Below are 19,102 nucleotides of genomic sequence, written 5' to 3'. Positions count from 1 at the left end.
CCGGCGCCCCGCCCGCCCGGCACCACGCACCACCGTTGTACAGGGGAGAAGGCGGACGACGATGTCAGCGCAGACCGAAGAGGCGGCGGCCCGGCCCGCCTCCCGGACCGGCAAGGGCGGCGCGCCGCCGGCTCCGGGGGTGTCCAGGCGAGCGGGCCGTGCGGTCCCGTATCTGCTGATCCTGCCCGCGGCCGCCTTCACGGTGCTGCTGCTCGGTTGGATCATGGTGCAGAACGGCCTGCTGTCGCTCCAGAACCTCAACCGGCGGCAGCTCATCCGGCGCACCACCGAGTGGATCGGCTTCGACAACTACGCGGACACCCTGGGGAGCGAGGACTTCTGGCGGGTCACCCTCCGGTCCGTCGTCTTCACCGCGGTCAACGTCACCCTGGTCATGGTGGTCGGCTGTCTGATCGGCCTGCTGCTCGCGCGGCTCGGCAAGCGCATGCGGCTGCTGCTCTCCCTCGGACTCGTGCTGGCCTGGGCCATGCCCGTGGTCGCGGCCACCACGGTCTTCCAGTGGCTGTTCGCCCAGCGGTTCGGCGTCGTCAACTACGTGCTGGACCAGCTCGGCTGGCACTCCATGGCCGAGTACAACTGGACCGGCGGGCAGTTCTCCACCTTCTTCGTGATCACCGTGCTGCTCGTCTGGCAGTCCGTCCCCTTCGTCGCGATCAACCTCTACGCGGCGACGACCACGATCCCCAAGGAGCTCTACGAGGCCGCCGCGCTCGACGGCGCCGGCGTGTGGAAGCGGTTCACCTCGGTGACCTTCCCCTTCCTCAAGCCGTTCTTCTACGCCACGACGTTCCTCGAAGTCATCTGGATCTTCAAGTCGTTCACCCAGGTCTTCGTCATCAACGAGGGCGGCCCGGACCGCCTCACCGAGACCCTGCCGGTGTACGCCTTCGTCGAGGGCATGAACAACCAGCACTTCGGCATGGGCGCCGCGATCTCCATCCTGACCATCGTCATCCTGCTCGTCCTGACCGCCTACTACCTGCGCCTGGTGCTCAAGCAAGAGGAGGACGAGCTGTGAAGCGCTCCCTGATCGGCCGGGTCTGGCCGGGGGCGACGGCGGTCGTCCTGTTCCTCGGCCTCGTCTTCCCCGTCTACTGGATGTTCACCACGGCGTTCAAGGCCAACAAGGACATCGTCGGCGACGCCCCGGTCTGGTTCCCCACCAGCCCGACCCTCGAACACTTCGAGAAGGCCGTGGACGCCGAGGGCTTCTGGACCTTCGTCGCCAACTCGTTCCTCATCACGGGCGTCGCCGTCCTGCTGTCCCTGGCGATCGCGCTGCTGGCCTCCTTCGCCATCGCCCGGATGCGTTTCCGGGGCCGCCGGAGCTTCATCCTGGTGATGATGATGGCCCAGATGGCGCCCTGGGAGGTCATGGTCATCGCGTACTACATGATCGTGCGCGACGCCGACATGCTGAACAGCCTGGCACCGCTCATCGCCATCTACACCCTGATGGTGCTGCCCTTCACCGTCCTGACGCTCCGCGGCTACGTCGCCGCCGTGCCCAAGGAACTGGAGGAGTCCGCCATGGTGGACGGCTGCACCCGCGCCCAGGCGTTCCGCCGGGTGATCTTCCCGCTGCTGGCACCCGGCCTGATGGCCACCTCCCTGTTCGGCTTCATCACCGTGTGGAACGAGTTCCCCTACGTGCTCATCCTGAGCAAGGACCCCTCCGCGCAGACGCTGCCGCTCTGGCTCACCGGTTTCCGGACCACCTTCGGCGACGACTGGGGCGCCACCATGGCCGCCTCCTCCCTCTTCGCCGTCCCCATCCTCATCCTGTTCGTCTTCCTGCAGCGCAGGGCCGTCGGAGGGCTGACCTCCGGCGCGGTGAAGGGCTAGCACTGCACCCATGGACACGCTGACCCGAGACGCGCTCACCGTTCTCCAGCCCGGCTTCACCGGGACCACCCCGCCCGACTGGCTGCTGCGCCGGCTCGGCGAAGGACTCGCCGCCGTCGGCCTGTTCGGCCGCAACGTCGTCACCCCGGACCAACTCGCCGCCCTCACCGCCCGGCTGCGCGCCGAACGCGACGACGTGCTCGTCGCCATCGACGAGGAGGGCGGGGACGTCACCCGCCTGGAGGTCCGCACCGGCTCCTCCTTCCCCGGCAACCTCGCGCTCGGCGCGGTCGACGACCCTGAGCTGACCCGGGCCGTCGCCCGCGAACTGGGCCGCCGGCTCGCCGAGTGCGGGATCAACCTCAACTGGGCGCCCTCCGCCGACGTCAACTCCGACCCCGACAACCCCGTCATCGGCGTACGGTCCTTCGGCGCCGACCCGGAACTCGTCGCCCGGCACACCGCCGCCTACGTCGACGGCCTCCAGGCGGCGGGCGTGGCCGCCTGCACCAAGCACTTCCCCGGCCACGGCGACACCTCCGTCGACTCCCACGACGACATGCCCCGGGTGGGCGTCGACCTGCCGACGCTCCGGGCCCGCGACCTGCCGCCCTTCCACGCGGCCGTCGCGGCCGGCACCAAGGCGGTGATGAGCGCCCACATCCTGCTCCCCGCCCTCGACCCCCGACTGCCGGCCACCCTCAGCCCCGACGTCCTGCACGGCCTGCTCCGGGCCCCCGTCGAGCGGGGCGGCCTCGGCTTCGACGGCCTGATCGTCACCGACGGCATCGAGATGCGGGCCATCTCCGCCGCCTGGGGCATCGAACGCGGCGGCGTCCTGGCCCTTGCGGCCGGCTGTGACGCCATCTGCGTCGGCGGCGGACACTCCGACGAGGGCACCGTCCTCCGGCTGCGCGACGCCATCGTCGCCGCCGTCCGCTCGGGAGAACTCCCCGAGGAGCGGCTCTCCGACGCCGCCACCCGCGTCCGCGCACTCGCCCGCTGGGCCTCGAAGGCGAGGGAGGGCGCGCGGGAGGGGAGCGCGCCCACCCCCGACATCGGCCTCACCGCCGCCCGCCGGGCCCTGCGCCTCACGCGGCCGTCCGGCCCCGGCACACCCGGCGGTCGGTCCGACGGCCAGGACCACGATGGTCCGGTCCGCGATGGTCCGGTCCGCGATGGTCTGGTTCGTAACGGTCTGATTCGTGACGGTCTGGTGCACGACCGTCCGGCTCATGACGGTCTGGTTCACAACGGACCCGTCATTGACGGCTCCGTCCACGACGGTCCGGTCCATGTGGCCGCGTACACCCCGTCGGCCAACTTCGCCGTGGGCGACGAGACCCCCTGGGGGGTCGCCGCCGACCTGGCCCGCCTGCTCCCGGGCACGTCGACCGGCAGCTACGGGCCGGACACCGCGGACGCCGACACCGTGTCGCGGGACGCCGGCGGGCGCCCGGTCGTCGCGGTGGTACGGGACGTCCACCGCCACCCGTGGATGGCCACCGCCCTGGCCGCCCTGGTCGCCGCCCGGCCCGACACCGTCGTGGTCGAGATGGGCCTGCCCCAGGCCCCGCCCGTCGGCGCCCTGCACATCGCCACCCACGGCGCGGCCCGCGTATGCGGTACGGCCGCCGCCGAGGCCATCGCGGGCCGCGTCGCCGACTGAGGCGGGCCGCGTCGCCTGGCTCGGGCCGGTAGCCGACCGGCCCGCCCTGGCCACCGGACCACATCCGTTCGCCCGAGGGTGGGGTGGCCCGCCGGCCCGCAGCCGCCCTACCGGGCGGGGGTCAGCCCTCGGAGCCGTGCGCCCGCCGGTTGGGGTGGCTCCCCGGGCCAGGGACCCCTGGGACCCCCGGCCCGGGCGGGAGCCTCCGGGCCGGGCGGGAGCCTCCGGGCCGGGAGGGATCCCGGCCCGGCCGGATCCCCTGACCCCGGGGGATCCGCCGGGCGGCCGGAGCCCGCGCGGCTCCCGGCCGCCCCGCCTCGGCCTTACAGCCCCTGCCAGCTCGGCTTCGCCGCGTACGTCGCGCGGAAGTAGTCGGCGAGCCGGAGCTGCGAGGCCGCCGCCTCGTCGACGACCACGGTCGCGTGCGGGTGCAGCTGGAGCGCGGACGCCGGAACCAGAGCGGAGACCGGGCCTTCCACGGACCGGGCCACCGCCTCCGCCTTGCCCGCTCCGGTGGCCAGCAGCACCAGGTGCCGCGCCTCCAGGATGGTGCCGATGCCCTGGGTGATGACGTGGTGGGGCACCTCGTCGATGCTGTCGAAGAACCGGGCGTTGTCCTGCCGGGTCTGCTCGGTCAGCGTCTTGATCCGGGTGCGGGAGGCGAGGGACGAGCACGGCTCGTTGAACCCGATGTGCCCGTCGGTGCCGATGCCGAGCAGCTGGAGGTCCACACCGCCCGCCTCGGACAGCGCGCGGTCGTACGCGTCGCACGCTCCCTGCACGTCCTCCGCGGTGCCGTCCGGGCCCATGAACGAGGACTCGGTCAGCCCCAGCGGCTCCACCACCTGGCGCAGCACCGTGGACCGGTACGACTCCGGGTGGTCGGCGGGCAGGCCGACGTACTCGTCCAACTGGCAGATACGGGCGCGCGAGGCGTTCAGGGAACCGGAGCGGACCATGTCCGCCAGGGCGTCGTAGATGGGCAGCGGCGTCGAGCCGGTGGCAACGCCGAGCAGAGCGTCGGGCTTGCGGCTCAGCAGGGCGGCGATGGCCTCCGCGATGAGAGCGCCGCCTGCCTTGGCGTCCGGGACGATGACAACTTCCACGCTGGGCCTGCCGATCTTGGGATTGGGGTGGTATAGACCAATCTAACAGAGCCCGGCCCGTGGGGACTGTTGCCCGCGCGCTACAGCAGGGAGCCGCCCGTCGCGTCGATCCACTGCCCGGTTACCCATCGCCCCTCGGGTGAGGCCAGGAAGCCCACCACATCGGCTATGTCCCGCGGTTCCCCGACCCGCCGGAACGCGGAGAGGTCGGCCATCGCCTCCCAGGCCGCCTTGTTCTCCTCGCCGCGCAGCCAGCCGGCGTTCATGTCCGTGTCGACCACTCCGGGGGCCACGGCGTTGACGGTGATGCCACGCGGGCCGACCTCCTTGGCCAGCGTCATGGTGAAGACGTCGAGGGCGCCCTTGGTCATCGCGTACGCGATGAGCTCCGTCATCCCCGCCCGGCGGGACAGCCCGGTCGACACGTTCACGATCCGGCCGCCGTCCCGCATCCGCTCCAGCCCGAGCTTGGTGATGAAGAAGGGGGCCTTGGCGTTGAGGGCGAAGACGTCGTCGAACTCCTCCGGCGTCGTCTCCCCGATCGGCTTGCGTGCCCCGTCGGTCCCGGCGTTGTTGACCAGGACGTCCACCCCGTCCGCCTGCTCGTCGTACGCCGCCCACAGCGCCTCCGCGTCGCCCGGCACGCCGAGCCGGGCCCGGACGGTGAAGGCGGAACCGCCCGCGGCCGTGATCGCCGCGACCGTCTCCGCGGCCGCCCGTTCGTCCCGTCCGTAGTGCACGGCCACCCGGGCGCCGTCCCGCGCCAGCCGTTCGGAGATCGCCCTGCCGATGCCCCGGCTGCCGCCCGTCACCAGTGCCGTCTTGCCCGTGAGCGCGCCCATGGAAGCCGCCCCCCTCTTTCTCTAGGGATCGTTACAGAAAGAAGGTAGCAGAGATTCTTGAGTGAGCGCTATAAAATTCAGGCATGGCGACGAAACAGCGCGGCCGTCCCCGGTCCTTCGACCGGGCCACGGCCCTGGAGCAGGCGATCATGGCCTTCTGGGAGCACGGCTACGAGGCCACTTCCATCGCGGACCTCACGCGCAGCATGGGCATCGGCGCCCCCAGCCTCTACGCCGCGTTCGGCGACAAGAAGGCCCTGTTCAGCGCGGCCGTCGAGGAGTACGGCCACACGTACGGAGCGTTCCTCGGCCGCGCTCTCGACGAGGAGCCGACCGTGCGCCGGGGGGTCGCGCGGATGCTGCGCGAGGCCGCGGCCGAGTACACCGCCCCCGGCCGGCCGCCCGGCTGCCTGGTCATCTCGGCCGCCACCAACGCGACGGAGGCGTCGGCGGACGTGGTGGCGGCTCTGCGCGAGCAGCGGGAGGCGAACGTACGCGCCATGGAGCAAGCCATCGAAGCCGACAAGGCCGCCGGGGAGCTGCCCCGGGACGCCGACCCGCGCGCCCTCGCCCGCTTCACGGCCGTCGTCATCCAGGGCATGTCGCAGCAGGCGCGCGACGGCGCGAGCCGTGAGGAGCTCGAAGCGGTGGCGGAGCTGGCCCTCCGCGCCTGGCCGGGCGGCGGTCCGGCGGGCCGCTGAGTAGGTGGGGCGCTTCCGGGAGCGGATGCCCGGGAGGAGAGGGGAGCGTGGCTGCGCCACGGGCCGCGGCGCCTGGCGGGGACCCTCGACCCCGCCGGCACCGCAGCCCGGAGCTGATATCGGCCGGACCGGACACCGCGGGGTGTGCGAGCCCCGCGTCCGGAGCGGCCGACCGGAGGCCGTGGCGCGGTCAGGGCAGAGAGCGCCGGGCCTCGTGCCGCCCTCCTGTGCGGGGAGGGCGGGGCTTTACCTGTTCATTGTGGACTAGACCATTCGCCCCTGTCCATGCCCGCGCGCCGGAACTCCGCGTGTCCCGGCGGCGAATCACCGGTGTCGTGCCGTGCGGGAGCGACCGTACGAGAGCGCCCCCCTGCTCTCCGGCCGCCGCGCGTCCGCGCCCGCACCGGCCCGCTCCACCGGGCGGCGAAAGGAATTAGGCTCACAGCCGTGCCCTCCATGAACGATCTCGTACGCCAGCACACGGCCCTCGACGGCTCCGATCTCGAATGGCTCCACCTGCTGGTCTCGGAGTGGCAGTTGCTCTCCGACCTCTCCTTCGCCGACCTCGTCCTGTGGATTCCCACGCTCGACGGCACCCGGTATGTCTCGGTCGCCCAGATGCGTCCCAACACCGGACCCACCTCGTACCAGGACGACATGGTGGGTCACCTCGTCCCGCGCGGCCGCCGGCCCATGCTCGACGCGGCGCTCGACGAGGGGCGGATCGTGCGCGAGGGCGATCCCGAGTGGCGCGAAGAGGTGCCGGTCCGGGTGGAATCCATCCCGGTCCGCCGCGAGGGGCGGGTCCTCGGCGTCATCGCCCGGAACACCAATCTGCTCACCGTCCGGACGCCGAGCCGGCTGGAGCTCACCTATCTGCAGAGCGCGTCCGATCTCGCCCAGATGATCGCTGCCGGAACGTTCCCCTTCCCCGGGCAACAAGTCGACATGGACGCCTCGCCGCGCGCCGGCGACGGCCTGGTCCGGCTGGACGCGGACGGCATCGTGCAGTACGCCAGCCCGAACGCGCTCTCCGCCTACCACCGGCTCGGCCTCGCCGCCGATCTCGTCGGGCATCATCTGGGCGAGACCACCGCTCAGTTGGCGCCCTCGCGCGGTCCGGTGGACGAGGGGCTGGCCAAGCTCGCCAGCGGCTGGGCGCCGCGCGAGTTCGAGGTCGAGGCCAACGGCGGTGTCATCCAGCTGCGGGTCATTCCGCTCAAACCCAAGGGCACGCACATCGGTTCGCTCGTCCTCCTCCGGGACGTCACCGAACTGCGTCGCCGCGAGCGCGAGTTGATCACCAAGGACGCCACCATCCGGGAGATCCACCACCGGGTGAAGAACAACCTCCAGACGGTCGCCGCCCTGCTGCGGCTCCAGGCCCGCCGCATCGGCTCGGCGGAGGGGCGCGAGGCGCTGGAGGAGGCCGTACGCCGGGTCGGCTCGATCGCGATCGTCCATGAGACGCTCTCGCAGAACCTCGACGAACGGGTCGAATTCGACGAGATCGCCGACCGGGTGCTCGCCATGGTCGCCGAGATCTCACCAGGTCGCGTCCACACCCGCAGGACCGGACGGTTCGGAGTGCTCGACGCGGAGGTCGCGACTCCGCTCTCCATGGTCCTGACCGAGCTGCTGCAGAACGCCCTGGAGCACGGGTTCGGGCCGGGGGAGCAGGGAACGGTCGAGGTGACGGCGGTACGCGGGGGCACACGGGCCGACGCCCGGCTGCTGATCTCGGTCCAGGACGACGGGCGCGGGCTGCCCGAGGGATTCGATCCGCACCAGGCGGGGAACCTCGGCCTCCAGATCGTCCGCACCCTGGTCGAGGGCGAGCTCGGCGGCAGGTTCGACATGGTGCCCGCCTCCGAGCGGGGCACCCGAGTCGTCCTCGACCTCCCCGTGCGGCCGGAAAAGCCCTGATCAGACCGGTTCCGCTCAGCGGCGGCGCGGCATCGGGCCGCGTCGCGCCGGGCACAGCACTGAGCCCCGGACCGTGGCCGGTCCGGGGCTCAAAGCTTCACTGTGCGGTGCTGGTGGGCGCCCCCGATACGTCAGGGGCACTGCGCGCTGCGGCTCGGGGGCCGAGGGGGCGTCGTCAGGCGGTCGCGTTGCGAGCCCGGTTGCGGGCGGCGCGGCGCTTCATCGCGCGGCGCTCGTCCTCGCTGAGGCCACCCCAGACGCCGGAGTCCTGGCCGGACTCGAGCGCCCACTGCAGGCACTGCTCCATCACGGGGCAGCGGCGGCAGACGGCCTTGGCTTCCTCGATCTGCAGCAGCGCAGGACCGGTGTTGCCGATGGGGAAGAACAGCTCGGGGTCTTCCTCGCGGCAAACGGCGTTGTGACGCCAGTCCATGGCTGCTCCATCTCCTCGTTATTGCGGCTACGTGGCTTGTGAATGTGAACGCTTTCACGAATCCCCCCGCAAGGGAAGGGCCGTTACCCAGTCGAGACTGGCTGCGGTCCAGGAAAGAGAGAGGGGGTTCGGGCAACCCGGGGAAGCCGAGATGAGCGGCTGTCCCGATCGCCATGAAGAGACTCGCAAACCTCGGCGGCCGACACAACCCCTTCTGGAAAGTTTTTTTTGATTCCTCGGTGTCAGCTAGGTCACAGCCGTACTTCCAGAGGGTGGAACCCAGGCTAAACGTTCGAGTGGAAGGACTTTAGGCCCTCACACTCACACAATCACACGCAGTGCACGGCGAACGCCTGTGAACGTCACGCTCGTACGCAATCCGAGGTGGTCACCGTCCATCTGAAACGGGAGCGGGGCCTGGGAATGCAAGGTGAAGGAACTCTGGTCATGGAGTGACACAGCGTGTCTGCCCTCGGGTCCGCGCTCCGGTGTGGAGGTCAGCAGCCGGGTGATGTGGCGGCCGGCCGTGAGGGGCGAGAGCCTGGTGAGTCCCAGCACGTCAAGGCCGGTGTCGAAGGACGCGCGGGGCAGCGCGTAGATCGGCCGGTTGCCGAAGTACGTCCACGGCGACGTGTTGCAGATTATCGACATGACGAGATTCGCGAGTGGCTCCTCGCCAGGCCGTTCGAGGGTGATCGTCCCGTGCCGGCGGTTGGACTCGCCGAGGAACTGACGCATGAACTGTCGCACGTACAGGGAATGCGTCGAACGTTTGCCGCGCTCCCGCTGCTGCTCCACTCGGCCGACGACACCCGCGTCGAAGCCGAGGCCGGCGCAGAAGGTGAACCAGCGGCCGGGCGCCCCTTCGTCCTCGCTGCCCGGGGTACCGGCCGCGTGCCCCAGACCGATGATCCGCTCGTCGCCGTCGCGCAGCGCCTCCAGCAGGGCGCCCGCTGCCTCGACGGGATCGTTCGGCAGCCCCAGCGCGCGGGCGAACACATTGGTCGAGCCGCCGGGCACCACGGCCAGGCGCGGCAGGCGCTCCGGGTCGGGGCCGTGGTGCAGCAGACCGTTGACGACCTCGTTGACCGTTCCGTCCCCGCCCAGCGCGACCACCAGCTCGGTGTTCCCGCTCTCCGCGGCGGCCCGTGCCAGGTCCCGCGCGTGCCCCCGGTACTCGGTGGTGGCGACCTCGAGCTTGAGGTCGCTGGCGAGCGCGTGCACCAGGACATCGCGCGTACGGGCACTGGTGGTGGTGGCCGAAGGGTTGACCACGAGAAGCGCACGCATGCGCGCCAGCCTACCTACCTGTCGGTACACGACCCACCTCAGGTGTCGCCGTTCCGGCCCGCCGCGTCGCCGGATCGCCCGGGCGCGACCGGTCGGGACGGGGCGGGGCTACCCTGCTGGGGTGAGCAGCAAGCAGTCCGCGTCGAAGTCCGCCCGTAAGAGCGCCGCCCCCGAGAGCGGCGGCAGCAAGGCACCCGACGTCCCGGAGCCGGCCGGTCCGCGGCCCGCCCGGTTGACGGCCGCCGCCGCGCTGGCCGGCCTGGAGGGGCTGGCCCTGCTGATCGGCGGGCTGTACATCCTGGTCATGGGGCTGCTCGGGAAGCCGGACAGCCCGCGGCAGGCGGTGACGGGCGGGGCGACCATGGTCGTCCTGGCCCTGCTGCCACTGGCGGCGGCCCGCGGCCTGCTGCTGCGCCGCCGCTGGAGCCGGGGGCCCGCGCTGATCACCCAGCTCGTGGCGTTCCCCGTCGCCTGGTCGCTGATCAACGGGGGCGGCGGCCTGATCGCCGCGGGCGTGGTGCTGGCACTCGCCGCCGTGCTCACCCTGGGACTGCTGGTGAACCCGACGGCCACCGAGGCGCTGGGGATCGGCCCGCGGGAGTCCTGAGCCGCCGTTCCCGAGCGGGTCGCGGTGTCCCGGACGCCGGGCCCGAGCTCCCCGACGTCCGGTCGCGGCGGCCGACGCGGCGACCACTCCTCGACGAGGTGGCTACTCCTCGACGAGCAGCCGCTCGCGGAGCTGGGCGAGGGTGCGGGCGAGCAGTCGCGAGACGTGCATCTGGGAGATGCCGACCTCCTGAGCGATCTGCGACTGTGTCATGTTGCCGAAGAACCGCAGCAGAAGGATCTTCTTCTCGCGTGGCGGCAGGTCCTCCAACAGGGGCTTGAGGGACTCGCGGTACTCGACGCCCTCCAGGGCCTCGTCCTCCGCGCCGAGGGTGTCGGCGACGGCGGGCGACTCGTCGTCCGTGTCCGGCACGTCGAGGGAGAGCGTGCTGTACGCGTTGGCCGACTCCAGGCCCTCCAGCACCTCCTCCTCCGAGATGCCGAGGTGTTCGGCCAGCTCGTGGACCGTGGGCGCGCGGCCGTGCCGCTGGGAGAGCTCCGCGGTGGCGGTGGTCAGCGACAGCCGCAGCTCCTGGAGCCGGCGCGGCACACGGACCGCCCATCCCTTGTCCCGGAAGTGGCGCTTGATCTCACCGACGACCGTGGGCGTGGCGTAGGTGGAGAACTCCACACCCCGGTCCGGATCGAAGCGGTCCACGGACTTGATCAGGCCGATGGTGGCGACCTGGGTCAGGTCGTCGAGCGGCTCGCCGCGGTTGCGGAACCGCCGCGCCAGGTGCTCGACCAGCGGCAGATGCATCCGCACCAGGTGATTGCGCAGCTCCGCCCGCTCCGGGGAGCCGTCGGGAAGCGACCGCAACCGGGTGAACAGGGCACGCGCTCCGCTGCGATCCTGCGGCTGCGAGAGCGACCGCCGCTGCTGGTCCTGCTGATCCATGTGGTCCGCCCGCTCCGGTCGGTCACTCGCCTCGTCCGGCTCCAGAGCCGCCGCGTTCCCCGGATGGTGCCGGGCGGACTGATGCGGGATGGCCGGGGTGCGTACTTCCCGCGACGATGCAGTACTCACGGAGCCCCCTCTTCCGTCACGGCTGCCCGGGGCCGGCGCCGCGCTTCTTGTGCAGGCTGATGCTGACCGTGCGGTCGTCCGCGACGGTGGAGTCCACCTCGCCGGCCAGGGCGGAGAGCACCGTCCAGGCGAAGGTGTCGCGCTCGGGCGCGCGGCCGTCCGTCGTGGGTGCCGAGACCGTCACCCGGAGCGCGTCGCCGACGAGGCGGAAGACGCAGCTCAGTACGGAGCCGGGCACGGCCTGTTGCAGGAGGATCGCGCACGCCTCGTCCACGGCGATGCGCAGATCCTCGATTTCGTCGAGGGTGAAGTCCAGTCGGGCCGCGAGACCGGCTGTCGCCGTCCGCAGGACCGACAAGTAGGCACCCGCAGCGGGCAGCCGGACTTCCACGAAGTCCTGGGTCGCCCCGGACTCGCCTGCGATGGGGGACACCCTCACCTCCAAGGTGACACAAGCTTCTTGAGCTTTGACGGGCGTCGGCCGTGCACCCTCCGGGAGAGGATGGCACAAGGCCGCCGCGGCACATTTCCGGCTGCGACGCTATCGCGATCTGGAGGTCCGCGCCGCAGGCCCACGACTGTCACTCATGGTAAACCCATGAGCACGGAAAGTGGCTAGGGGCTTGCGGTCTCAAATCGAAAGAGAAGTCGCCCTGTTGGGATTTTCGTCACTCTGCGCGAGTGCCGCAAGGGCGTGGAGCGGTTCGCCCGATATCCGGTGCACCGTCCATTCGTCCATGGGCTCCGCGCCGAGCGACGCGTAGAAGCGGATCGACGGTTCGTTCCAGTCCAGTACTGACCATTCGAAACGCTGGTAGCCGCGCTCCACGCAGGTGCGGGCCAGTTCGGCGAGCAACGCCCGGCCGTACCCTCCGCCCCGCGCCGCGGGCCGCACGTAGAGGTCCTCCAGATAAACACCGTGCGTGCCCGTCCAGGTGGAGAAGTTGCGGAACCACAGCGCGAAACCCACCGGTTCGCCCGCCGGGGCCGCGCTGCCCTCTGTAATCCCCGCTCCGGGGCCGTCACTCTCCGCTATCAAGGCGAAGACCGCGGGGTGCGCTCCGAAAAGCGCCTCACGCAGCTGCTCCTCGGTCGCCCGCGCGGAGCCCAGCGCCCTTTCGTACGCCGCCAGTTCGCGAATCATCGCGTGGAGCACGGGAACGTCGGCGGGCGTCGCGGATCGGATCATGCCTGCATGCTAGCGGGCGGCACCGACAGCGCCCCGGGCGCCGACCCGGCTCAGGGTCGGAAAGTCAGGGACGCGTCGGGGTCGGATCAGGGGGACGTTCGAAGGAACGCCGGGGAGGATCAGGTCAGCAGGCGCCGGTCGACGTAGCACCAGCGCCAGGACTCGCCCGGCTCGAAGCTGCGCATCACCGCGTGGCCGGTCTCCTCGTAGTGGGCGGTGGCATGCCGGTGCGGCGACGAGTCGCAGCATCCGACGTGCCCGCACACCAGGCACAACCGGAGCTGGACAGGGTGGCTGCCGGCCGTCGCGCACTCGGGGCAGGTCTCGCTCAGCGGGACGGGCTCGGGGCGCGGCAGCTCGGCACAGTGCGGGCACTCGATCATGATGGCCAGATTAGAAGGTGAGGACGGCATGGACATGGGCGGGCACCGATGGATGTGATGCCACTGCTGGTACTGGTGGCGGGAAGCGCCGCCGTCGCGGGCGCCGCCCGCAGGACACCCGTGTCCGCGCCCCTCTTGCTGGTCGCGGCGGGGCTCGCCGCGTCGTACCTGCCGGGCGTGCCGGACTACACCCTCGATCCGGACATCGTGCTGCCGCTGGTCCTGCCACCGCTGCTGCACACCGCCGCGCTCGACAGTTCGTACCTCGACCTGCGCGCCAACGCCCGTCCGGTGGCACTGCTCTCGGTCGGCTATGTGCTCTTCGCCGCGCTCGCCGTCGGCTGTACCGCCTTTCTGGTGGTGCCCGGCCTGCCGTTGACGGCGGCGCTCGTCCTCGGCGCCGTCGTGGCCCCGCCCGACGCGGTCGCCGCGACCGCCATCGCCCGCCGACTGGGGCTGCCGTCGCGCATCACCACGATCCTCCAGGGCGAGTCCCTGGTGAACGACGCCACCGCCATCACCGCGTACAAGGTGGCGCTGGCCGCCGCGGTCGGCGAGGGCGCCACCTGGGCGGGCGGGATGCGGGAGTTCGCGGTGGCGGCGCTGGGCGGCGTCGGGGTCGGCCTGGTTCTCATGGTGCCGCTGCACTGGCTGCGGAAGCGGCTGCGGGACCCGCTGCTGCAGAACACCCTCTCCCTCCTCATTCCCTTCGCGGCCTACACCGCAGCCGAACAGGTGGAGGCGTCCGGTGTGCTCGCGGTCGTGGTGGTCGGCCTCTATCTCGGGCACCGCTCCTGGCAGGTGGACTTCGCCACCCGGCTCCAGGAGGCGGCCGTGTGGAAGATGGTCGCCTTCGTCCTGGAGTCCGCCGTCTTCGCCCTGATCGGCCTTCAACTCCGCGTGGTGGTCGGCGGGGTGGAGGAGTACGGGACGGGCGAGGCGGCCTGGTACGCCCTGGTCGTCTTCCTCTCCGTGGTCGTCGCCCGCTTCCTCTGGGTCTATCCGGCCACGTTCCTGCCGCGGTTGCTGTCCGCGCGGATCCGCGAACGGGAACGGGAGACCACCGCCCGCGGCACCTTCGTGGTGGGCTGGGCGGGGATGCGCGGGGTCGTCTCGCTGGCCATCGCCTTCTCGATCCCCGTCACCACCCATGGCGGGGACGCCTTCCCGGCGCGCAACCTGGTGCTGTTCCTCACCTTCACCACGGTGATCGGCACCCTGGTGGTGCAGGGCCTCACCCTGCCCCCGCTGATCCGCGCGCTGCGGCTGCCGGGCCGCGATCCGCGATCCGCCACCCTCGCCGAGGCGCAGGCCCAGAGCGAGGCGTCCACCGCCGCGGAGCGCCGGCTCGACGAACTCCTCGCCGACGACCGCAACGCCCTGCCCCAGCCGCTCGCCGACCGGCTGCGCGCCGTCCTGGAGCGCCGCCGCAACGCGGTGTGGGAGCGGCTCGGTGCCGTGCACGAGACCACCGGGGAGTCGGCGGACGACACCTACCGGCGGCTGACCCGGGAGGTCATCGAGGCCGAGCGCGAGGTCTTCGTGGCCCTGCGGGACGCGCGGCGGATCGACGACGAGATGCTGCGGACGCTGTTGCGGCGGCTGGACCTGGAGGAGGCCGCGGCGTACCGGGAGGAGGCGACGGAATGAACGGCGCAGGGAACGGACGGCGACCCGGATCCACAGGGCGTGCGAAGGCACCGGGCGGGCCGGGCGCCGTCCGCCGAGTCCGCCGGCTCCTACGCCTGGTCCGGCTCGGGTTGGGGATCGGGGCCGCCCGTGATGACGGCGGCGACCGTCGTGCCCGGCGCGAACGCCCCTTCCTCGGTGAGTGTCGTCAGGCCGTACAACGCCTTGGCCACGTACAGCCGTTCCGGCGGCAGGCCGTGACGGCCGGCGAAGTCGTCGGCGAAGGCGTCCAGCTCCGGGGTGGTGCGGGCGTAACCACCGCAGTGGAAGCGGTCGTCCAGCGACCAGTCGCCCCGGCGGCCGCCGAACGCCTCGGTCTGCAGCCGCTCGACCTCCGCGCTCAGGAAGCCGCCTTTGAGCACCGGGAAGCCGAGGGCCCGCGTCCCCTCGCCGAGTCCGGCGGCCAGCCCGGCGAGCGTCCCGCCCGTGCCGCAGGCGACGGCGGCGACGTCCCCCGGCCCGAGGACGGCGCGCAGTTCGTGGCCGAGCACCGCGCAGCCGTGGACGGCGGCGGCGTTGCTGCCGCCCTCGGGGACGAGGTGGCAGCCGTCCGCCCCGAGCTCGGCCAGCACCTCCGGCTCGGTCTTGCGGCGGTAGGTGGCCCGGTCGACGAAGCGCAGGCGCATGCCGTCGGCCGCGCAGCGTGCCAGCGACCAGTTCAGCGGCCGGTCCGCGAGCTCGTCACCGCGGACGACGCCGATGGTGGCGAAGCCGAGCAGGCGGCCCGCGGCGGCGGTGGCCCGCAGATGGTTGGAGTAGGCGCCGCCGAACGTGAGCAGCGTGGACCGGCCGGAGGCCGCGGCGGCCCGCAGGTTCGGCTCCAGCTTGCGCCACTTGTTGCCGGGCAGCCGGGGATGTATCAGATCGTCCCGCTTGAGCAGCAGCCGTACGCCATGGCGGGTGAACCGCTCGTCGGCCAGTTCGACGACGGGGGACGGCAGCCTGGGCCGCAGGGTGGCGAGGCCAAGGGGTACGGAGGAGGCGAGGGGAGACGGGCCGGTCACCCTCCCATTGTCGGCGAGTCCCGGACGGGGGGCGTCGCCGGGATCCGCGGGAGACCCGCCGGTGGGGCCCGCCGGAGGGCGCTGCCCGCCCGGCCGTCACATGAGCCGGTCACGGATGCGGGCCCGCAGCCGGTCCATGGTGAAGCCGCGCGGATCGATCTTCCCCGGCCTCCACTCCAGATGTCCGATGACGGACCGCTCGGTCCAGCCGTGGTGCCGGCAGAGCGCTGCCGCCGCCCGTTCCACCGCTTCCAGCTGTGCTTCCGGCCAGGGGTCCGTCCCATTGCCCAGGTTCACGCACTCGAAGCCGTAGAAGTAGGTGTTCCCGTCGGCGTCGGAACGCCGCGGAGGCGGTGTGCGCCGTTCCTCGATGACGGCCCGCAGGACGTCCGGGTCGCCGCCGCCGGCGTGGTTGGCGCGCCCGCAGCCGACGAGGTGGATCCGGGCGTCCTTGCCCACGACCCCGTGGCACAGCGGGCCGGGCAGGGAGTCGGTGCCCTGCCAGCAGAGGCGGACGGTGTTCTCCGTGCCGGTGGTGGCCGTGTGGTGGACGATGATTCCGTGGACCGGGCCCCACGGCCCATGGCCGGCCCGGTTGTGGGTGCGCCAGCCGGGCACCTCGACGACGGTGGAGCCTTCCGCTCTCAGGACGGTGAGCAGTGTCCCGGCGGACATGGGTGCGGCCACGGCCTGCGCTCCTCGACGGTTCCGGTGGCGCACGCTCTGTCGTATACGCCTGAATGGCCCTGTTCTACCGAAAAGTTCGCAGGTTATCGGGGTGTTCGGATATCGTGCGAGCCGATTCGGCCGCAGGCCGGATGTCGCACGTCGGTACGGAGACAGAAAGCGCACGCCAGTGGACTACCAGGCCGTCCTCGAAGAGGTAGCCGCGTTCGCGCGCCCGCTGGTGGGCCGCGGTCAGGCGGCCCAGTACATTCCGGCCCTGGCGGGGATGGACACCGGGCAGTTCGGAATGGCGGTCGCCGATGTCTCGGGGGGCGTCTACGGCGTGGGGGACTGGGAGCGGCCGTTCTCCGTGCAGTCGATCTCCAAGGCCTTCGGACTGGCGCTCGTGCTGGCCGAGGGCGGGGACAAGATCTGGGAGCGGGTCGGAACGGAACCGTCCGGAAATGCCTTCAACTCCCTCGTGCAGCTCGAATACGAGAACGGCATCCCGCGCAACCCGTTCATCAACGCGGGAGCGCTCGTCGTCACCGACCGGCTGCAGACGCTGACGGGCGACGCCAGCACCACGATGCTGGAGTTCCTGCGCGCCGAGAGCGGGAATCCGGAGGTGTCCTTCGATCCCGCCGTGGCGAGGTCGGAGTCCGAGCACGGCGACCGGAACGCGGCCCTCGCCCACTTCATGGCCAGCTACGACAACCTCGACAACCCCGTGCCCACGGTCCTGGAGCACTACTTCTGGCAGTGCTCCATCGAGATGAGCTGCCGGGACCTGGCCCTCGCCAGCGGCTTCCTGGCCCGCCACGGGCTGCGGACCGACGGCACCCGGCTGCTGCCGCGCCGGGAGGCGAAGCAGATCAACGCCGTGATGCTGACCTGCGGCACCTACGACGCCGCCGGCGATTTCGCCTACCGGGTGGGACTGCCGGGCAAGAGCGGAGTGGGCGGCGGCATCATCGCCGTCATACCCGGGCGCTGCACGCTCTGCGTCTGGAGCCCGGGGCTGGACGCGCGCGGGAACTCGGTGGCGGGCGTCGCCGCGCTGGACCACTTCACCACGCTGACGGGCTGGTCGGTGTTCTGAGGTCGGCTCCCGGTGCCGGTGGCGCCCCCACGGGGCCCGGCGCATCGTGGAGCACGGGAAGAACCAGGAGGAGGCCGTATGGAACACGAGTTGCGTGCCGAATACGCGGACGGCAGCTCGCCGGACGACATCGACCCCGCGGTCAAGACGTGGCACGTGGTCCGTGAAGGCGACGGCCTGATCGGGATGTGCGGCCGTGAGCTCGACCCGGGCGCGGCCATCCGATCCGTCGACCTCTGGGGCACCGGCAAGGTTCCCATCTGCCATTCCTGCGGGGCGCTCTACCTGCGGGAGTCGCCCTAGTGCCCGACGCGTCGGCCGGCTATCGGGAGCGGCCCTCGCGCCGGCTGTCCGGGGCGGTCGTGTGGACCCGGATGGACGCGTCCGCCGATCCCGTGCGGGTCGTCCCGGACGGCTGCATGGATCTGATCGCGGTCGGCGGGCGGCTGGTCGTGGCGGGCCCGGACACCGGGGCGCATCTCGTCGAGGCGGTACCGGGGGCCGTGTACACCGGGGTGCGCTTCCTTCCTGGCACCGGCCCGGCCCTGCTGGGGGTGCGGGCGCACGAGCTCCGCGACCGGCGGGTGCCGCTGGGCGACCTGTGGCCCGGCCGCCGGGCGCGGCTCGCCGCCCGGCGGGTGGCGGAGGCGCCCCTGCCCGGGCGCGCCCTGGAGGACGTCGTCGGCGATGCCGCGGGCCCGGACACGTACGACCCCATGGCGGCCGCCGTCCTGGCGTCCGCCCGGCGCGGCGAACCGGTGTCCCTACTGGCCGCCCGGCTGGGCCTCGGTGAACGGCAGCTGCACCGGCGCTCGCTCCACGCCTTCGGGTACGGGCCGAAGACGCTCGCCCGCGTGCTGCGGGCGAACCGGGCGCTGGAGCTGGCCCGGACCGGCGTCCGCTTCGCCGACGTGGCCGCGAAGTGCGGTTACGCCGACCAGGCTCATCTGGCGCGCGAGGTACGGCGGCTGACCGGGACGACGCTCGGCGAGCTGGTGCGCGGGCGGTGACCTCGCGTCGCCCGCCGACGTCCGGGAGCGGTGATCCACCTCTCCGATGACGGCCGGCCGATGACGGCCGGCCGATGACGGCCGGCCGGTGGCGGCTAGCCCGCCGAAGCCGAGGGGGACTCCAGGGCGGCGAACAGGTCCACCGCGTTGCCGTCCGGGTCCAGCACGATCGCGTACCGCTGTCCCCAGACCGCGTCCCACGGCGCTTGGTGCCCGGTGTACCCGGCCTTCGTCAGCTCGGCCCAGACGGCGTCCACCCCGGCGGGGCCGTCGCACGCGAAACCCAGGGTGACGCGGCCGGGGCCGGTGGACAGGCGGGTGTCGGGGGCGAAGGAGCGGTAGGTCGCGTCGGTGTCCCACAGCAGCCGCAGGCCGTTCGGCAGCACGTGCTCGACGTGCGGCAGGTCGTCCGCCTCCGCCGGGACGTCCAGGCCGAGGCGGCGGTAGAAGGCGAGGGAGGAGGCCATGTCGGCGACGACGAGGCCGGTGCAGTCGAAACGGGGCGCCGAAGGAGGAGTGACAGGAGGTGTCGTGCGAGGTGTCATGCGAGCACGGTAGGCAGGGGCCGCGGGGCCGGTCTTGAACGGATCGGA

Annotated in this window: 21 protein-coding genes; 10 read left to right on the top strand and 11 right to left on the bottom strand. The window is 72.0% G+C overall.

The annotated features are described in order from the left end of the window. Positions 1 to 61: 61 nt before the first annotated feature. From K7I03_RS10690 to K7I03_RS10680, 3 genes are read left to right on the top strand one after another with little or no spacing between them, the layout of a single operon-like run. The gene (locus K7I03_RS10690; RefSeq protein ID WP_185940261.1) at positions 62 to 1,039 is read left to right on the top strand and encodes a carbohydrate ABC transporter permease; all 978 of its coding nucleotides are present in this window, start codon (positions 62 to 64) and stop codon (positions 1,037 to 1,039) included. Then, complete coding sequence (locus K7I03_RS10685) at positions 1,036 to 1,866, top strand: carbohydrate ABC transporter permease (RefSeq protein WP_185940260.1); 831 nt, start codon at positions 1,036 to 1,038, stop codon at positions 1,864 to 1,866. Before K7I03_RS10690 ends, K7I03_RS10685 begins: the two co-directional genes overlap by 4 nt. Before the next feature lie 10 nt (positions 1,867 to 1,876). Next, positions 1,877 to 3,535, top strand: coding sequence for a glycoside hydrolase family 3 protein (locus K7I03_RS10680; protein WP_185940259.1), 1,659 nt, complete (start codon positions 1,877 to 1,879; stop codon positions 3,533 to 3,535). Between the two features lie 323 nt (positions 3,536 to 3,858). Here the strand turns inward: K7I03_RS10680 and nagB are convergent, their stop codons facing one another. Both nagB and K7I03_RS10670 read right to left on the bottom strand, forming a co-directional pair. Beyond that, positions 3,859 to 4,641, bottom strand: coding sequence for a glucosamine-6-phosphate deaminase (gene nagB, locus K7I03_RS10675; RefSeq protein ID WP_185940258.1), 783 nt, complete (start codon positions 4,639 to 4,641; stop codon positions 3,859 to 3,861). 80 nt (positions 4,642 to 4,721) lie between these two features. Next, positions 4,722 to 5,483, bottom strand: coding sequence for an SDR family oxidoreductase (locus tag K7I03_RS10670; protein WP_185940257.1), 762 nt, complete (start codon positions 5,481 to 5,483; stop codon positions 4,722 to 4,724). 83 nt (positions 5,484 to 5,566) lie between these two features. Between K7I03_RS10670 and K7I03_RS10665 the strand changes: the two genes are divergently transcribed. Continuing rightward, positions 5,567 to 6,184: a TetR/AcrR family transcriptional regulator gene (locus K7I03_RS10665; protein ID WP_185940256.1), complete on the top strand. Its 618-nt coding sequence runs from the start codon at positions 5,567 to 5,569 to the stop codon at positions 6,182 to 6,184. A 456-nt stretch (positions 6,185 to 6,640) separates the two neighbouring features. Next, complete coding sequence (locus K7I03_RS10660; RefSeq protein WP_185940711.1) at positions 6,641 to 8,110, top strand: sensor histidine kinase; 1,470 nt, start codon at positions 6,641 to 6,643, stop codon at positions 8,108 to 8,110. Positions 8,111 to 8,285: 175 nt separating this feature from the next. On the opposite strand, the gene K7I03_RS10655 is transcribed toward K7I03_RS10660, so the two are convergent. Both K7I03_RS10655 and K7I03_RS10650 read right to left on the bottom strand, forming a co-directional pair. Then, positions 8,286 to 8,543: a WhiB family transcriptional regulator gene (locus K7I03_RS10655; protein WP_004937597.1), complete on the bottom strand. Its 258-nt coding sequence runs from the start codon at positions 8,541 to 8,543 to the stop codon at positions 8,286 to 8,288. A 321-nt stretch (positions 8,544 to 8,864) separates the two neighbouring features. Further along, a complete protein-coding gene (locus K7I03_RS10650; protein WP_185940255.1) occupies positions 8,865 to 9,833 on the bottom strand; it encodes a diacylglycerol/lipid kinase family protein in 969 nt (322 codons plus the stop codon). A gap of 121 nt (positions 9,834 to 9,954) precedes the next feature. On the opposite strand from K7I03_RS10650, the gene K7I03_RS10645 reads away from it, so the two are divergent. Next, on the top strand, positions 9,955 to 10,440 hold the full coding sequence (locus tag K7I03_RS10645) for a hypothetical protein (RefSeq protein WP_185940254.1): 486 nt from the start codon (positions 9,955 to 9,957) through the stop codon (positions 10,438 to 10,440). A gap of 102 nt (positions 10,441 to 10,542) precedes the next feature. Here K7I03_RS10645 and K7I03_RS10640 read toward each other — a convergent pair whose 3' ends face one another. The 4 genes from K7I03_RS10640 to K7I03_RS10625 form a co-directional block, all read right to left on the bottom strand. After that, entirely contained in the window at positions 10,543 to 11,466 is a 924-nt protein-coding gene (locus K7I03_RS10640) for an RNA polymerase sigma factor SigF (protein ID WP_152262356.1), read from the bottom strand. A 16-nt stretch (positions 11,467 to 11,482) separates the two neighbouring features. Continuing rightward, the gene (locus K7I03_RS10635; RefSeq protein ID WP_004937609.1) at positions 11,483 to 11,899 is read right to left on the bottom strand and encodes an ATP-binding protein; all 417 of its coding nucleotides are present in this window, start codon (positions 11,897 to 11,899) and stop codon (positions 11,483 to 11,485) included. Positions 11,900 to 12,097: 198 nt separating this feature from the next. Continuing rightward, positions 12,098 to 12,655: a GNAT family N-acetyltransferase gene (locus K7I03_RS10630; protein ID WP_185940253.1), complete on the bottom strand. Its 558-nt coding sequence runs from the start codon at positions 12,653 to 12,655 to the stop codon at positions 12,098 to 12,100. 119 nt (positions 12,656 to 12,774) lie between these two features. After that, positions 12,775 to 13,038 (bottom strand): UBP-type zinc finger domain-containing protein, encoded by a 264-nt coding sequence (locus tag K7I03_RS10625; RefSeq protein WP_185940252.1) that lies wholly within the window; start codon positions 13,036 to 13,038, stop codon positions 12,775 to 12,777. A gap of 48 nt (positions 13,039 to 13,086) precedes the next feature. Between K7I03_RS10625 and K7I03_RS10620 the strand changes: the two genes are divergently transcribed. After that, the gene (locus K7I03_RS10620; RefSeq protein ID WP_185940251.1) at positions 13,087 to 14,688 is read left to right on the top strand and encodes a Na+/H+ antiporter; all 1,602 of its coding nucleotides are present in this window, start codon (positions 13,087 to 13,089) and stop codon (positions 14,686 to 14,688) included. An 89-nt stretch (positions 14,689 to 14,777) separates the two neighbouring features. Here K7I03_RS10620 and K7I03_RS10615 read toward each other — a convergent pair whose 3' ends face one another. Then, positions 14,778 to 15,731: a 1-aminocyclopropane-1-carboxylate deaminase/D-cysteine desulfhydrase gene (locus K7I03_RS10615; protein ID WP_185940250.1), complete on the bottom strand. Its 954-nt coding sequence runs from the start codon at positions 15,729 to 15,731 to the stop codon at positions 14,778 to 14,780. Between the two features lie 96 nt (positions 15,732 to 15,827). After that, positions 15,828 to 16,418 (bottom strand): N-acetylmuramoyl-L-alanine amidase, encoded by a 591-nt coding sequence (locus K7I03_RS10610; protein ID WP_398856953.1) that lies wholly within the window; start codon positions 16,416 to 16,418, stop codon positions 15,828 to 15,830. 169 nt (positions 16,419 to 16,587) lie between these two features. On the opposite strand from K7I03_RS10610, the gene K7I03_RS10605 reads away from it, so the two are divergent. The 3 genes from K7I03_RS10605 (at position 16,588) to K7I03_RS10595 (ending at position 18,509) form a co-directional block, all read left to right on the top strand. Continuing rightward, on the top strand, positions 16,588 to 17,499 hold the full coding sequence (locus K7I03_RS10605; protein WP_185940249.1) for a glutaminase: 912 nt from the start codon (positions 16,588 to 16,590) through the stop codon (positions 17,497 to 17,499). Positions 17,500 to 17,577: 78 nt separating this feature from the next. Next, positions 17,578 to 17,802, top strand: coding sequence for a hypothetical protein (locus K7I03_RS10600; protein WP_185940248.1), 225 nt, complete (start codon positions 17,578 to 17,580; stop codon positions 17,800 to 17,802). Next, positions 17,802 to 18,509: a helix-turn-helix transcriptional regulator gene (locus tag K7I03_RS10595; protein ID WP_313772134.1), complete on the top strand. Its 708-nt coding sequence runs from the start codon at positions 17,802 to 17,804 to the stop codon at positions 18,507 to 18,509. The genes K7I03_RS10600 and K7I03_RS10595 overlap by 1 nt, the downstream gene beginning before the upstream one ends. Positions 18,510 to 18,604: 95 nt before the next feature. On the opposite strand, the gene K7I03_RS10590 is transcribed toward K7I03_RS10595, so the two are convergent. Beyond that, positions 18,605 to 19,054, bottom strand: a complete 450-nt coding sequence (locus K7I03_RS10590) for a VOC family protein (RefSeq protein ID WP_185940247.1) — start codon at positions 19,052 to 19,054, stop codon at positions 18,605 to 18,607. Between the last annotated feature and the right edge of the window lie 48 nt (positions 19,055 to 19,102).

It is taken from the genome of Streptomyces mobaraensis (assembly GCF_020099395.1).
Classification (GTDB): Bacteria; Actinomycetota; Actinomycetes; order Streptomycetales; family Streptomycetaceae; genus Streptomyces.
Note: the sequence above shows the minus strand (reverse complement) of the source record. Positions and strands in the feature narration are given on the sequence as shown.

Coding starts and splice junctions, on each gene's coding strand:
- K7I03_RS10630 (WP_185940253.1), bottom strand. CDS start 12,655: ATGATCCGATCCGCGACGCCCGCCGACGTTCCCGTGCTCCACGCGATG.
- K7I03_RS10690 (WP_185940261.1), top strand. CDS start 62: ATGTCAGCGCAGACCGAAGAGGCGGCGGCCCGGCCCGCCTCCCGGACC.
- K7I03_RS10620 (WP_185940251.1), top strand. CDS start 13,087: ATGGATGTGATGCCACTGCTGGTACTGGTGGCGGGAAGCGCCGCCGTC.
- K7I03_RS10660 (WP_185940711.1), top strand. CDS start 6,641: ATGAACGATCTCGTACGCCAGCACACGGCCCTCGACGGCTCCGATCTC.
- K7I03_RS10670 (WP_185940257.1), bottom strand. CDS start 5,483: ATGGGCGCGCTCACGGGCAAGACGGCACTGGTGACGGGCGGCAGCCGG.
- K7I03_RS10655 (WP_004937597.1), bottom strand. CDS start 8,543: ATGGACTGGCGTCACAACGCCGTTTGCCGCGAGGAAGACCCCGAGCTG.
- K7I03_RS10625 (WP_185940252.1), bottom strand. CDS start 13,038: ATGATCGAGTGCCCGCACTGTGCCGAGCTGCCGCGCCCCGAGCCCGTC.
- K7I03_RS10680 (WP_185940259.1), top strand. CDS start 1,877: ATGGACACGCTGACCCGAGACGCGCTCACCGTTCTCCAGCCCGGCTTC.
- K7I03_RS10665 (WP_185940256.1), top strand. CDS start 5,567: ATGGCGACGAAACAGCGCGGCCGTCCCCGGTCCTTCGACCGGGCCACG.
- K7I03_RS10590 (WP_185940247.1), bottom strand. CDS start 19,054: ATGACACCTCGCACGACACCTCCTGTCACTCCTCCTTCGGCGCCCCGT.
- K7I03_RS10600 (WP_185940248.1), top strand. CDS start 17,578: ATGGAACACGAGTTGCGTGCCGAATACGCGGACGGCAGCTCGCCGGAC.
- K7I03_RS10650 (WP_185940255.1), bottom strand. CDS start 9,833: ATGCGTGCGCTTCTCGTGGTCAACCCTTCGGCCACCACCACCAGTGCC.